Origin of the sequence: Paraburkholderia ginsengiterrae (genome assembly GCF_001645125.1) — a bacterium.
In the GTDB taxonomy this organism is placed as follows: Bacteria; Pseudomonadota; Gammaproteobacteria; order Burkholderiales; family Burkholderiaceae; genus Paraburkholderia; species Paraburkholderia ginsengiterrae.
In genome coordinates this window covers 1-12,679 of the sequence record NZ_LXKA01000341.1, presented here as the reverse complement: position 1 = coordinate 12,679, position 12,679 = coordinate 1, and the positions used below count along the sequence as shown (strand labels likewise).

General features: G+C 63.7%; 12 protein-coding genes and 1 pseudogene. 6 read left to right on the top strand and 7 right to left on the bottom strand.

Features of this window, described 5'->3' with window-relative positions; genetic code table 11:
- Window positions 1-44: 44 nt before the first annotated feature.
- From A6V37_RS28540 to A6V37_RS28530, 3 genes are all read left to right on the top strand, one after another.
- Window positions 45-311 carry a type B 50S ribosomal protein L31 gene (locus tag A6V37_RS28540; RefSeq protein WP_064269917.1) on the top strand — a complete coding sequence of 89 codons (267 nt, stop codon included), beginning with the start codon at window positions 45-47 and terminating at the stop codon, window positions 309-311.
- Window positions 312-608: 297 nt separating this feature from the next.
- Window positions 609-2,366, top strand: a complete 1,758-nt coding sequence (locus A6V37_RS28535) for an ArnT family glycosyltransferase (protein WP_064269916.1) — start codon at window positions 609-611, stop codon at window positions 2,364-2,366.
- Window positions 2,367-2,368: 2 nt separating this feature from the next.
- Window positions 2,369-3,748 carry an MATE family efflux transporter gene (locus tag A6V37_RS28530; protein ID WP_064269915.1) on the top strand — a complete coding sequence of 460 codons (1,380 nt, stop codon included), beginning with the start codon at window positions 2,369-2,371 and terminating at the stop codon, window positions 3,746-3,748.
- A 202-nt stretch (window positions 3,749-3,950) separates the two neighbouring features.
- Here the strand turns inward: A6V37_RS28530 and A6V37_RS28525 are convergent, their stop codons facing one another.
- Both A6V37_RS28525 and A6V37_RS28520 read right to left on the bottom strand, forming a co-directional pair.
- Complete coding sequence (locus A6V37_RS28525) at window positions 3,951-4,394, bottom strand: carboxymuconolactone decarboxylase family protein (RefSeq protein WP_064269914.1); 444 nt, start codon at window positions 4,392-4,394, stop codon at window positions 3,951-3,953.
- On the bottom strand, window positions 4,346-4,855 hold the full coding sequence (locus A6V37_RS28520) for a MerR family transcriptional regulator (RefSeq protein WP_064269913.1): 510 nt from the start codon (window positions 4,853-4,855) through the stop codon (window positions 4,346-4,348). The genes A6V37_RS28525 and A6V37_RS28520 overlap by 49 nt, the downstream gene beginning before the upstream one ends.
- Window positions 4,856-5,163: 308 nt before the next feature.
- Here A6V37_RS28520 and A6V37_RS28515 point away from each other — a divergent pair, with 308 nt between their 5' ends.
- The gene (locus A6V37_RS28515; RefSeq protein WP_064269912.1) at window positions 5,164-5,808 is read left to right on the top strand and encodes a ComEA family DNA-binding protein; all 645 of its coding nucleotides are present in this window, start codon (window positions 5,164-5,166) and stop codon (window positions 5,806-5,808) included.
- Window positions 5,809-5,989: 181 nt separating this feature from the next.
- Window positions 5,990-6,448 (top strand): annotated as a pseudogene (locus A6V37_RS28510) (YidB family protein); the annotation flags it as partial.
- A gap of 141 nt (window positions 6,449-6,589) precedes the next feature.
- On the opposite strand, the gene clpB reads toward A6V37_RS28510, so the two are convergent.
- Window positions 6,590-9,187, bottom strand: coding sequence for an ATP-dependent chaperone ClpB (clpB, locus tag A6V37_RS28505; RefSeq protein WP_064286551.1), 2,598 nt, complete (start codon window positions 9,185-9,187; stop codon window positions 6,590-6,592).
- A gap of 117 nt (window positions 9,188-9,304) precedes the next feature.
- The gene (locus A6V37_RS28500; protein ID WP_064286550.1) at window positions 9,305-9,814 is read right to left on the bottom strand and encodes an Rrf2 family transcriptional regulator; all 510 of its coding nucleotides are present in this window, start codon (window positions 9,812-9,814) and stop codon (window positions 9,305-9,307) included.
- A gap of 305 nt (window positions 9,815-10,119) precedes the next feature.
- Here A6V37_RS28500 and A6V37_RS28495 point away from each other — a divergent pair, with 305 nt between their 5' ends.
- Window positions 10,120-10,689 (top strand): group III truncated hemoglobin, encoded by a 570-nt coding sequence (locus A6V37_RS28495; protein WP_064269908.1) that lies wholly within the window; start codon window positions 10,120-10,122, stop codon window positions 10,687-10,689.
- Between the two features lie 10 nt (window positions 10,690-10,699).
- Here A6V37_RS28495 and A6V37_RS28490 read toward each other — a convergent pair whose 3' ends face one another.
- From A6V37_RS28490 to A6V37_RS28480, 3 genes are all read right to left on the bottom strand, one after another.
- Window positions 10,700-11,176, bottom strand: coding sequence for a molybdenum cofactor biosynthesis protein MoaE (locus A6V37_RS28490; RefSeq protein WP_064286549.1), 477 nt, complete (start codon window positions 11,174-11,176; stop codon window positions 10,700-10,702).
- 56 nt (window positions 11,177-11,232) lie between these two features.
- Window positions 11,233-11,490: a molybdopterin converting factor subunit 1 gene (gene moaD, locus A6V37_RS28485; protein WP_064269906.1), complete on the bottom strand. Its 258-nt coding sequence runs from the start codon at window positions 11,488-11,490 to the stop codon at window positions 11,233-11,235.
- 31 nt (window positions 11,491-11,521) lie between these two features.
- A partial coding sequence (locus A6V37_RS28480; protein ID WP_064286548.1) for a molybdopterin molybdotransferase MoeA occupies window positions 11,522-12,679 on the bottom strand: 1,158 nt, incomplete at its 5' end.

Sequence of the window (12,679 nt, the reverse complement as noted above, 5' to 3'; positions counted from 1 at the left end):
GCGGCTGCACGCGGGTTGGCTACCGCCAGATTAAAGGAAAGACCATGAAAGAAGGCATTCACCCGGATTACCGCGAAGTTCTGTTCATCGACGTGTCGAACGACTTCAAGTTTGTGACGCGCTCGACCATCCAGACGCGTGAAACCGCCGAATTCAACGGCAAGACCTACCCGCTCGCCAAGATCGAAGTGTCGTCGGAATCGCATCCGTTCTACACCGGCCAGCAAAAGATCATGGACACGGCAGGCCGCGTCGAGAAGTTCCGCAACAAGTTCGGCTCGCGCGCTACCGGCAAGGCAGCAGCGAAGTAATACCCGCCTCGTTGCCGGCCGGTGCCCGCAACGAAGCCGCAGTGAAAAAGGGCAGCGCGAGCTGCCCTTTTTTGTCGCCTCGCTGATTGGCGTCATGCGCCGGAAAGACATAAGCTCCCGGGCGCACTGCCTTTTCGCGACAAGTGTTACCGCTTCATCTACGACGTTGCAAGCCATTACCGGCCGTGACGCGCATCGCACGGCACGACTACAATGCCGGATGCTCCTGCCTGGCCATTCCAGCCGGACAGGCCGCCCGGCCCAGGTTGCATCGCTTATCCAATATCCACACACCGCATGAGACCTGCCGTTCGCCTCACTGCTTCCGCGACCAGTGCGCTACCGCGCTGGCTGCTGCTGACTATCTGTATCGTCTACGCGTCGTTCGGGCTATTCGGCCGCGATCCGTGGAAGAACGAGGACGCGGCCGGCTTTGGCGTCATGTGGACCATGGCGAACGGCGGCGCCCACGACTGGCTTCTGCCGAATCTGGTCGGCAAATACCTCACCGAAGACGGCCCGCTCGGCTACTGGTTCGGCGCCAGCGCAATCCGCGTACTCGCGCCGTGGGTCGATGCGAGCAACGCCTCTCGCGTCTTCACTGGCCTGCTGTTTTGCGCGGGCTGCGCCTTCGTCTGGTATGCCGCCTACCTGCTCGGCCGCCGCGCCGAGGTCCAACCGTTCAAATACGCTTTCGGCGGCGAGCCGGAACCGCGCGACTACGGCCGCACGCTCGCCGACGGCGCGCTGCTGATCCTGCTCGCCTGCTTCGGCCTGGCTGAACGGGGCCACGAAACCACTCCACAGCTGGCGCAGTTCTTCGGCATCGCCATGCTCGTGTATGGTCTCGTGCGCATGATCGACAAACCGATTCAAGGCGCGTTGATCTGGGGGTGCGCCATCGGACTCGTCACCCTGGCGAGCAGCCCCGTGCTGGTCGGCGCGCTACTGCTCGGCACCCTGGCGATGACGCTGATCGTGCGCGAGACGCGCTGCCGCTGGCTGCTGCTGGCGGGCCTGCCGGTCGCGCTCACGCTGGCGGTGGCGTGGCCGGTCGCCGCGCTCGCCACCTATCCCGACGACGCCGTCTGGTACCTGAATCAATGGTTGCACGTCAGCCTGAGTTCGTTCGCCGGACCGCCCGGCTCGGTGGCCGCCTACGCGCTGAAAAACCTGCCGCTCTTCACGTGGCCGGCCTGGCCACTGGCACTCTGGGCCTGGTTTAGCTGGTCGGGTCTGCGGCGCGCGCCACACGTGGCGATTCCGCTGTCGGTGATCGGGCCGTTGCTGGTGCTGGTCATCCTGCAAAGCCATCAGTCGAACCGGCTTTACATGCTGCTGCTGCCGCCGCTCGCGGTGCTGGCCACGTTTGCGCTGCCCACCCTCAAGCGCGGCGCGATCAACGCGATCGACTGGTTCGCGCTCCTGAGCTTCACGATTCTCGGCAGCTTCGTCTGGCTGGTATACGTTGCCGGCCTGACCGGCTTCCCGCATCCGCTGGCACGCAACCTCGCGCGTCTCGCGCCGGGGTTCGCGCCGCAGTTCAAGATCCTGTCGTTCGTGTGCGCGGTCGCCGTCACGGTCTGCTGGTTCGTGCTGGTGCAGTGGCGTCTCGCACGCCATCCGAAAGTCCTGTGGCGCAGCGTGGTGCTCTCGAGCGCCGGCACCACCCTGATGTGGGTGCTGCTGATGACGCTGTGGCTGCCGGTCGTCAACTACAGCCGGACTTACAAGGACGTCGCCGAAAAGATCGCGGCCCATCTGCCGGACGACTACACCTGCATTGCGCCGGTGCGCCTCGGCAACGCGCAGATCGCGACCTTCGCGTATTTCGGCGACATGCACTTCGCGTTCGACCAGGACTGCGACGTGATTCTGCGTCAGGACACGCAAGACTACGGCGATCCGAGCTCGATGCCCGACTACGCCTGGAAGCTCGTGTGGGAAGGCCGCCGCGTGGCCGACCGGGACGAGCGATTCCGCCTTTACGTGCGCATCGACCGTCCGAAGCCGCCGGTGGTTAAACGCCGCGGCTGGTACAAGCAGTCCAATTGACCATGTTCACCGACGTCCGGAAAATCGCCGGCCTCGCCTGGCCGGTATTGATCGGTCAGCTGGCGATCATCGCCTTCGGCGTGATCGACACGGCCATGGTCGGGCGCTATTCGGCCGTCGACCTGGCCGCGCTCGGCCTTGGCTCGTCGATCTATATCTCCGTCTACATCGGTCTGACCGGCATTCTGACCGCGCTGCAACCGATTACCGCGCAGCTCTACGGCGCGCGCCGCTACCGCGAGATCGGCGAGGAAGTGCGCCAGTCCTTGTGGCTCGCGCTGGCGCTGACCGTGATCGGCTTCCTGATTCTGTTTTTCCCGGGCCACTTGCTGCAACTGGCGCGGGTGCCCGACGCGCTGCATGAGCGCACGGTGTCCTATCTGCGGATTCTGGCCTTTGGCCTGCCTGCCGGCCTCACCTTCCGCATCTATAGTTCGATTGCCAATGCAGTCGGCAAACCGCGACTCGTGATGTTCCTGCAGGTCGGCGCGCTGCTCCTCAAGATGCCGCTCAATACGTGGTTCATCTTCGGCGGATTCGGCGTGCCGGCGCTCGGCGGTCCTGGCTGTGCACTCGCCAGCACCCTGATCAACTGGGGGCTCGCGGTCGTCGGCATGCTGCTGCTCACACGCATCGACCTGTTCAAGCCCTTCGCCATCTTCGAGCACTTCTGCTGGCCGGTCTGGCGGCGTCAGGCGGCACAGTTGCGCCTGGGTATTCCGATGGGCCTGTCGTATCTGATCGAAGTCACGTCGTACACGTTCATGGCGCTCTTCATCTCGCGCTTCGGCACCACTTCGCTCGCGGGTCATCAGATCGCTGGCAACATCGGCGCGGTGCTGTATATGACGCCGTTGTCGATCGGCATCGCCTCGTCGACGCTGGTCGCGCAGGCGCTCGGCGCGCATCGTCCGGAAGCGGCGCGCACGCTGTCACGTCACGGCATCATGATGGCCGTGGCGATCGCCTGCTGTTATGGCGCGATCGTGCTGGTGCTGCGGCCGCTCATCATCGAAGGCTATACGCCGGATGCGCAAGTGGCGGCGGCGGCGCTGCCGCTGGCGTTGATCGTCGCCTGCTATCACGTGTTCGACGCCCTGCAGATCACCACCGCGTTCGTGCTGCGCGCCTACAAGGTGGCGGTGGTGCCGACCGTCATTTACGCGATCGCGCTGTGGGGCGTGGGACTCGGCGGCGGCTATGTGCTCGGCTTCAATGTGACCGGCTTGACGCCGGCGTGGCTGGTCGGCGCGCGCGGCTTCTGGGTCGCGAATACAGTCAGTCTGGCGTTTGCTGGCATTGGCTTGCTGATGTACTGGCGGGGGATTAGCCGGCGGTATTTGCATGCCGATGCCGCGCTTCAGGTGGATTCGGCGGTTTGACTGGAGGGGCGGTGACGCCACATGACGATTGGAAAGTCGCCCCTCTCGCTGCGAAACCACACCTCTTAATGCAAGACCACCCACGCGAGATCGCCGTCGCGGCCCATATTTGACCGTTAGTTGCATTGCACCTTTCGCAAAAGCGGCTGCGAAATGCAGCCGCGTAGCTAGCCCTACCCCGCCTTAGCCTGCCGCACGGATATCAAGCCGCGTGCGCCTCCGCTTCCAGTTCGCGCGCCGCCAATAGCGCTTGCCTCGACGCCTCGTCATGACGTTCGAAAATCTCGCGTGCCGCGAACAGCGCGTTCAACGCCGCTGGAAAGCCTGCATAGAGGGCCATCTGCATGAATACCTCGACGATCTCCTCGCGCGTGCAACCGACGTTCAGCGCCGCCTCGATATGCACCTTCAATTGCGGCTGAGCGCAGCCAAGCGTCGCGAGCGAAGCAATCGTCGCGATTTCACGCGCGCGCAGATCGAGTTGCGGCCGGCTATAAATGTCGCCGAAGCCAAACTCGATCAGCAGACGGCCGAAATCCGGCGCGATCGGCGCAAGCGCGGCGATCACCTGTTCACCGACGGCGCCGTCGATTTCCTTCAGCTTGTTCCAGCCCCGGGTGTAGCGGTGGTCTTGTGCGTGGTCCATGGTGAGTCCTTTTCCGAATGTGAATGTGGCTGGGTTTCGTCGATCTGTCGTGCCGGCGTCTCCACAGCGGGCTCCTGCGCGGCGGCCTGATCCACGGCCGCTTCGTAGAACGCGATCTTGTCGACAATGGCGCCGAGATTGACCTGCAACTCGGCGATCCGTGCCAACACCGCATCCCGATGCGCCGCCAGCAGGTCGCGGCGCGCACTCAACGTCGGCTCGCCTTGCGCACGCAGCGCCGCGAACGCCTGCATGCCGGCGATCGGCATGCCGGTCGCCTTCAGCCGCATCAAGAACCGCAGCCAGTCGAGGTCCGCCGGCGAATACAGGCGATGCCCTGCCCGCGTGCGTCCGACCGCGCGGATCAGCCCGGCCTGCTCGTAGAAGCGCAGCGTGTGCGTCGAGACGCCGATCGTCTCGGCAACCTGCCCGATGGTGAGTGTTCTGGAGATATTCGACATGACGAAACACAGGTTAGGACTTAGAGTGCACTCTAAGTCAAGCGCGTTACGCTGTCATTTGTGTGCGCTATTTTTTATCTCGCACGGTATGGGTCGATAAACACATAACCGGCTAATCACCAGGCAAAAGGTTTAAATATTGTCCATACCGATTTACTTGTCATGAATCGATCGGTATAAATCGTCCGCGTTCACAAATAAGGGCGCGCAATTTGTTCTATCCTTAAGCGCAGCGCCTGCTGACAGAACGCGCCGTCCGAATTTTCCCTTTGCGGCTAACTTTTTTCGCCCTCAATGGAGTGCTTGCCATGCTGAAGAAGCTTTTGATGCTTTGCGTTGCTTTGGCTTTGTCGCTGTCGGCCGGATTTGCAGCGGCCGTCGAAGTGAATTCCGCCGATCAGGCTGCGCTCGAATCGGTCAAGGGTATCGGGCCGGTCCATGCGAAAGCAATCATCGACGAACGCACCAAGAATGGCCCGTTCAAGGATGCTGACGATCTCGCCACGCGCGTCAAGGGTCTCGGCACCAAATCGGTCGCCAACCTCGAAGCTGCTGGCCTGACAGTTAACGGGTCGTCCACGGCGCCGACCGGCGCCAAAGCCGCCGCCAAGACAGCTACCACGGCAGGCAGCACCGCAACCACCAAGGCCGCACCGGCAACCGCGCCCGCCGCCGCCACTGCGGCGCCGGCCACCGCCACGGCCATGACGCCGGCGGCCCCGGCTGACGCATCCGGTGCGAAGGCGTCGAAGTCGAAGAAGAAGAGCAAGGCTGCGGCGTCCGAAGCGGCAGCGGCTTCCATGCCGGCCACTGCGGCCACTGCGGCCACGGCAGCCACGGCAGCCACCACCGCCATGGCAAGCGCACCGGCCGGTGCGTCCGGCAGCAAGGCATCGAAGAAAGCGAAGAAGAGCAAGGCCGCCTCGGCGGCAGCAGCTTCCGGCGGCGCTTGAGCAGCCGAACCACGCATACGAATGGAGTACGAAACGAAAGGGCGAGCGCAAGCAATGTGACGCACCCATGATGCACGCGTGAACCCCACGGCGAACGCATCAGCCTCACCCCGCTTCCGCCTGCCCTCCTTCCACAGCGCCGCGCAACCGCGCGGCGTTTTCACCCGCCGACCCGTCAAGCACGCGTCGGCATTCAAGAGAGACCGTCATGAGCCTACTCGACACTATCGGTTCCCTGCTTGGCAATTCGCCTGAAGGCGGCGGCGGCCAGCAAGCCCTGGTCGCAGCCGCACTCGAATTCGTCAATAACCAGCCTGGCGGCCTGAACGGGCTGATCGACCAATTCAAGCAAAAGGGCCTCGGCGACGTCGTGTCGTCGTGGGTCGGCAACGGCGAAAATCAGGCGATTTCCCCCGACGCCCTGCACAGCGTGCTCGGCTCGGACGCCGTGAGCAGCCTCGCCGCCAAAGCCGGCGTGCAACCGGATCAGGTCACCGGCCTGCTCTCACAGATTCTGCCGCATGTCGTCAACGCGGCAACGCCCAATGGTGAAGTGCCGGCCGAAGGTCAATTGAACGCCTCGAGCGTACTGGGTGCGCTTGGTGGCCTGTCCGCCCTGTTCGGCAAGGGCAACGCGTAACACCGCGGGCGGCTTCGTCTGCCAGCCTGATTAGAGAACGGGCAAAAAAAGCGGCAACGAAGTAACCTTCGTTGCCGCTTTTTCACATCGGCCGGAACGGCTCGACCACCGCCGTTCCGTGCCTGGCCGAACACGTTTTGCTTAGTGCACGACGCGTTCGAACACCAGCTTGCCTTCTTCCACTTCGACCGGAATCACGTCCTTCGGGCCGAACTTGCCGGCCAGAATCAGCTTGGCGACCGGGTTCTCGATCTCCTGCTGGATTGCGCGCTTCAACGGCCGCGCCCCGAACAGCGGATCGTAACCAACTTTGCCGACGTGTTCGAGCGCCGCGTCCGACACCACCAGTTGCATGTCGAGGCGGGCCAGCCGTTCGTGCAGACGCTGCAACTGGATCCGCGCGATCGACTGGATGTTCGAGCGGTCGAGCGCATGGAACACCACCACGTCGTCGATCCGGTTCAGGAACTCGGGCCGGAAGTGCAGCTTGACCTCTTCCCAGACCGCGTCCTTCACCGCTTCCTGTGGCTCGCCAACCATCGACTGGATCACCTGCGAACCGAGGTTCGAGGTCATCACGATCACCGTGTTCTTGAAGTCCACGGTACGGCCCTGGCCATCGGTCATGCGGCCGTCGTCGAGCACCTGCAGCAGCACGTTGAACACGTCCGGATGTGCCTTCTCGATTTCGTCGAGCAGGATCACGCTGTACGGCTTGCGGCGCACGGCTTCGGTCAGATAACCGCCCTCTTCGTAACCGACGTATCCCGGTGGCGCGCCGATCAAACGCGCCACGCTGTGCTTCTCCATGAATTCGCTCATGTCGATACGGATCAGATGATCTTCCGAATCGAACAGGAACGACGCCAGGGCCTTGCACAGTTCGGTCTTGCCCACACCGGTCGGGCCGAGGAACAGGAACGAACCATACGGCCGGTTTGGATCCGACAGGCCCGCGCGCGAGCGGCGGATCGCATCGGCCACCGCGCTGATCGCCTCGTCCTGACCGACCACGCGCTCGTGCAGCTTCTCTTCGATCTGCAGAAGCTTTTCGCGCTCGCCTTGCATCATGCGCGAGACCGGAATGCCGGTGGAACGCGACACGACCTCAGCGATTTCCTCGGCGCCCACCTGCGTGCGCAACAAGCGCGGACGCGTCGGGTTGTTCTGCTCGTTCGCTTCAGCTTTCGTGACTTCCTTCAGTTGCGCTTCGAGCCCCGGCAGCTTGCCATACTGCAACTCGGCGACCTTCTCCAGCTTGCCTTCACGCTGCAGACGCGTGATTTCCGCACGCGTTTTCTCGATCTCTTCCTTCAGTTGCGCACTGCCCTGCACCGCCGCCTTTTCCGCGGTCCAGATTTCCTCGAGGTCCGAATACTCGCGATCCAGCCGCTCGATTTCTTCTTCGATCAATTGCAGACGCTTTTGCGAGGCCTCGTCCTTTTCCTTCTTGACGGCTTCACGCTCGATCTTCAGCTGGATCAGACGACGGTCGAGCCGGTCCATCTCCTCCGGCTTCGAGTCGATTTCCATCTTGATCTTCGAAGCAGCTTCGTCGATCAGGTCGATGGCCTTATCCGGCAAGAAACGATCGGTAATGTAGCGATGCGACAGTTCAGCCGCCGCGACGATCGCCGGGTCGGTGATATCCACGCCGTGATGCAGCTCGTACTTTTCCTGCAGACCGCGCAGGATCGCGATGGTCGCTTCCACCGTCGGCTCGTCGACCAGCACTTTCTGGAAGCGGCGTTCGAGCGCGGCATCCTTTTCGATGTACTTGCGGTACTCGTCGAGCGTGGTCGCGCCGACGCAATGCAGCTCGCCGCGCGAGAGCGCCGGCTTGAGCATGTTGCCCGCGTCCATCGCGCCTTCGGCCTTGCCCGCGCCGACCATGGTGTGAATTTCGTCGATGAAGACGATAGTCTGGCCTTCGTCCTTGGCAATGTCGTTCAAGACGGCCTTCAGACGCTCTTCGAACTCGCCGCGATACTTCGCGCCAGCGAGCAGCGCCGCCATGTCGAGCGACAGCACGCGCTTGCCCTTGAGCGTTTCCGGCACCTCGCCGTTGACGATGCGCTGCGCGAGCCCTTCGACGATCGCGGTCTTGCCCACACCCGGCTCGCCGATCAGCACCGGATTGTTCTTGGTGCGGCGCTGGAGGATCTGGATCGAGCGACGGATTTCGTCGTCGCGGCCGATCACCGGATCGAGCTTGCCGGCACGCGCGCGCTCGGTCAGATCGACCGTGTACTTCTTCAGCGCTTCACGCTGGCTCTCGGCGTCCTGGCTGTGCACTTTCGAGCCGCCACGCACCGCGGCAATCGCGCTTTCCAGCGACTTGCGCGACAGACCGTGCTGACGCGCGAGACGCCCGGCTTCGCCTTTGTCGTCCGCCACGGCGAGCAGGAACATCTCGCTTGCGATGAACGTGTCGTTGAGTTTTTGCGCTTCCTTGTCCGCCTGGTTCAGCAGGCCGGTCAGATCGCGGCCGATCTGCACGTTGCCGTCGGTGCCTTGCACTTGCGGCAGACGCGTCATGGCCTCGCCGAGCGCCGTTTGCAACGCCTGGACGTGCACGCCGGCACGCGAGAGCAGCGAGCGCGCCGATCCGTCCTGCTGGGCCACAAGCGCCGAGAGGACATGAACCGGTTCGATGTATTGGTTGTCATGGCCGACGGCCAGACTCTGGGCGTCCGCCAGTGCTTCCTGGAATTTAGTAGTAAGTTTGTCGATTCTCATCAAGAGACCTCCAATTTCAATTACTACCAAAATGAGGCATTTTCTCCAGGTTTCAAGCGTTTTTTTGCGTCAGCTGCGACTATTTGACATTTGATGCGATAGAACCGCCCTGGCGTATCAGGAGACCGGCGCGGCGCTGCCGACACCCAGCGCATCCGGCTCGGCTGGCACGATCGGAATCACATTGCCCAAGCCCAGCAGCGCAGCCAACTGGCTCCGCGGCGTGGCCACCTCGCCAATCGTGTAGCGACCGCGTTCGACAAGGCAGGCGTCGCGCGCCGCTTCGAGCGCGCCACGCAGACGGCACTGCGGTGTAATGACACCAGGGCGGCGCTCGCCTTGCTGGTTCGGCAAACAGGACACGAGAGCAAAGTCGCTTTCCGTCGCCCGCACGACCTCGCCGACGGTCAGCGCTCTGGTATGTTCGGCAAGTTGCAGACCGCCGTTGCGGCCACGGATGGTCTTGACCCAGCCCAGCTCGCCAAGCTGCTGCACCACTTTCATCAGATGATTCCGGGAAATGCCGTACGCCTCTGAGATCTCCTGGATCGTCGATAATCCATCGCCCCGAACGGCGAGGTATAGCAGGACCCGTAGCGAGTAATCCGTATAGTCGGTGAGTCTCATAAGTGCAGGTGTCACGAAAAGCGCAAGCCGCGATCCGCAAGATAACCGCGTCGATGCAAGGGTTGCCGTGAACCGTCTCTTCGCCCTAAGATGCGGGCGCCACGCATATTTTCTAGTTTTGCGCAGACAGGCGGTGGTTGTCTTTCGGTAGCCATGGTAGCGCTTCCTTGCCCGTCCATTTATGCGAAAAGCAGGGTATTCGCGGCCTACTTCCTTCTATTTGTTCAGGCAATAAGGCTATTTCTGACGCTCTATGGCGCCATGTGGCGATGCGCGATGAATAGCCGCATTTTTCCGGAATTGGCATGATCCCCTCCTTCCCCGCTGCGCCGGCTGTCGAACGCGCCGCCGAACCCACCGAAGAAAATATTCGCGCGCTGGTCTACGGCTTCTACGACCGTGTGCGTACCGATGCGCTGCTCGGCCCGGTTTTCGAGGCAACGCTGGCGGGCCGTTGGGATGATCATCTGCCGAAGATGTGCACGTTCTGGGGCAGTCTCGTGCTGGGCGCGAAGCAATACCGCGGCAACGTGCAGCAGGCTCACCAGCCGCTCGAAGGAATCGAGCCGCAGCACTTCAGCCGCTGGCTGTACCTGTTTCTGGACACCGTCGAGTCCCGCTATCAGCCCGCCGCGGCGGTCCGCTTCATGGAACCGGCGCTGCGTATCGCCCAGAGCCTGCAACTGAGCCGCTACGGCTGGGACTACAAGATTCCGGCGGAACAACAGGCGCTGCTCGAGCGCGTTGCACCGAAACGTCGTCCGCGCGACGGTGGCGAAGGTGGCGAAGGGGGCGACGAGGAACCCGGCCTCGCGGCCCGCCCGAACGGCGAGCCCTTCCCTACGCGGATTATCGGCAAGTCACGCGACGATTGACCCGGCGCGCTTAGTCCACGGTCCGATTGCCCGACGCGATGCCCCAGCGGGCGAGCGCGGCGTCGACCGTGACACGGGCGTCGACCCAGCGCTCTCCGGCCTCGGTCTTCTCTTTCTTCCAGAACGGCGCTTCGCTCTTCAGATAGTCCATCACGAATTCGCACGACGCGAAGGCGTCCCCACGATGCGCGGCCGTCGTCGCCACCAACACGATCTGATCGAGCGGATACAGCTTGCCGACCCGATGGATGATCAGCACCTCGATGCCCGCCCAGCGCTCGCGCGCCGTCGCAATGATCGCTTCGAGCGACTTCTCGGTCATGCCGGGGTAGTGCTCGAGCTCCATCGTCTCGACCGCGCTGCCGTCGTTCAGATCGCGCACGGTGCCGACAAAGCAGGCCACTGCGCCGATCTTCGGATTGCGCGCGCGCAACGCGGCGACCTCCGCGGTGAGGTCGAAGTCTTCGGTCTGGACGCGAACGGGCATCAGTAACTCCTGTGCGGTTAAGCGGTGCTGTGGAGGCGCTGCGGAGGCGCTGTGGCTCAGCCGCCGGTGACGGGCGGAAAGAAAGCGACTTCACAGCCCTCGGTGACCCGGGTGCCGGCGCCAGTCATCACGTGGTTGCAGGCCATTCGCAGCGCGCGGCCTTCGGCCAGCGTCTCGGCCCAGATCCCGCCGCGCACGCGCAGCCAGGCGCGCACGTCGCCCACGGTCGCGACGCCGTCGGGCAGCTCGACCGTTTCGTCGGCCAGATCGAGCGCTTCACGCACGCTCGCAAAATATCGGAGTTGAATCTTCATCGGAATACCGGAGCCGTTGCCGGCTTCTGCCTCAGTTCAGCAATTCGGAAAAAGGGATGAAACGCACGGTCTCACCCGCCTGGATCGCGTGGTTGGGCGGATTGTCGATCAGGCCGTCGCCCCATACGGTCGAGGTCAGCACGGCCGAGCTCTGATTCGGAAACAGATCGAGGCCGCCCGCCGGATTGATCCGCGCCCGCAGAAACTCATTGCGGCGGTCCGCCTTGCTCTGGGTGAAATCCGCCCGCAGCGACAACGCCCGCGGCGCGACCGTCTGCACGCCGGCAAGGCGCAGGACGAACGGACGCACGAACAGCAGGAAGGTTGCGAAGCTGGAGACCGGATTGCCCGGCAGGCCGATGAAAAAGGTTTCCGCCGCTTCCGGCGCCAACGCTGCCGCGCTGTCCTCACCCGCCGCGGCACGGCGTACCACGCCGAAGGCAAGCGGCTTGCCTGGCTTCATCGCGATCTGCCACATCGCAAGGCGCCCTTCGGCCTCCACGGCCGGCTTCACGTGATCCTCCTCGCCCACCGACACGCCGCCGCAGGTCAGGATCAGGTCGTGCGCCGCGGCGGCCTCGCGCAGCGTCGCACGGGTCGCGTCGAGCTTGTCGGAAACGATGCCGTAGTCGGTGACTTCGCAGCCGAGCTTTTCCAGCAGCCCGCGCAAGGTGAAGCGGTTCGAGTTGTAGATCGCACCCGGCTTCAGCGGCTCGCCTGGCATGGTCAGCTCGTCGCCGGTGAAGAACACGGCGACCTTGACGCGCCGCCGCACCTCGAGCTCGGCGCAGCCGACCGAGGCCGCGAGTCCCAATGCCTGGGGCGTGAGCCGCGTGCCGGCCGGAAGAATGACCGAGCCGTTGCGGATGTCCGCGCCCTGAGCCGTGATCCACTCGCCGGCCTGCGGGTTGTGCAGGATCGTGACCTCGTCGCCCGCGGCTTCGGCTTGCTCTTGCATCACGATGGCGTCGGCGCCGGGCGGCACGGTGGCGCCGGTGAAAATGCGTGCCGCAGTGCCGGGCTTCAACGGCTCGGGCGCGTGGCCGGCCGGAATGCGCTGTGAGATCGGCAGAGTACTCGCGCGTAGCGCCGTCAGGTCCGCCGTGCGGATCGCGTAGCCGTCCATTGTACTGGTGTTCATCGGCGCGACGTCGCGCGGCGAAGTGACCGCGCCCGAGCGCGTGCGGGT

What these genes read in the sequence shown, in the direction of transcription:
- clpB (WP_064286551.1), bottom strand. Translation starts at nt 9,187, where the DNA reads ATGAGAATCGACAAACTTACTACTAAATTCCAGGAAGCACTGGCGGAC.
- A6V37_RS28520 (WP_064269913.1), bottom strand. Translation starts at nt 4,855, where the DNA reads ATGTCGAATATCTCCAGAACACTCACCATCGGGCAGGTTGCCGAGACG.
- A6V37_RS28495 (WP_064269908.1), top strand. Translation starts at nt 10,120, where the DNA reads ATGATCCCCTCCTTCCCCGCTGCGCCGGCTGTCGAACGCGCCGCCGAA.
- moaD (WP_064269906.1), bottom strand. Translation starts at nt 11,490, where the DNA reads ATGAAGATTCAACTCCGATATTTTGCGAGCGTGCGTGAAGCGCTCGAT.
- A6V37_RS28525 (WP_064269914.1), bottom strand. Translation starts at nt 4,394, where the DNA reads ATGGACCACGCACAAGACCACCGCTACACCCGGGGCTGGAACAAGCTG.
- A6V37_RS28530 (WP_064269915.1), top strand. Translation starts at nt 2,369, where the DNA reads ATGTTCACCGACGTCCGGAAAATCGCCGGCCTCGCCTGGCCGGTATTG.
- A6V37_RS28535 (WP_064269916.1), top strand. Translation starts at nt 609, where the DNA reads ATGAGACCTGCCGTTCGCCTCACTGCTTCCGCGACCAGTGCGCTACCG.
- A6V37_RS28540 (WP_064269917.1), top strand. Translation starts at nt 45, where the DNA reads ATGAAAGAAGGCATTCACCCGGATTACCGCGAAGTTCTGTTCATCGAC.
- A6V37_RS28515 (WP_064269912.1), top strand. Translation starts at nt 5,164, where the DNA reads ATGCTGAAGAAGCTTTTGATGCTTTGCGTTGCTTTGGCTTTGTCGCTG.
- A6V37_RS28490 (WP_064286549.1), bottom strand. Translation starts at nt 11,176, where the DNA reads ATGCCCGTTCGCGTCCAGACCGAAGACTTCGACCTCACCGCGGAGGTC.
- A6V37_RS28500 (WP_064286550.1), bottom strand. Translation starts at nt 9,814, where the DNA reads ATGAGACTCACCGACTATACGGATTACTCGCTACGGGTCCTGCTATAC.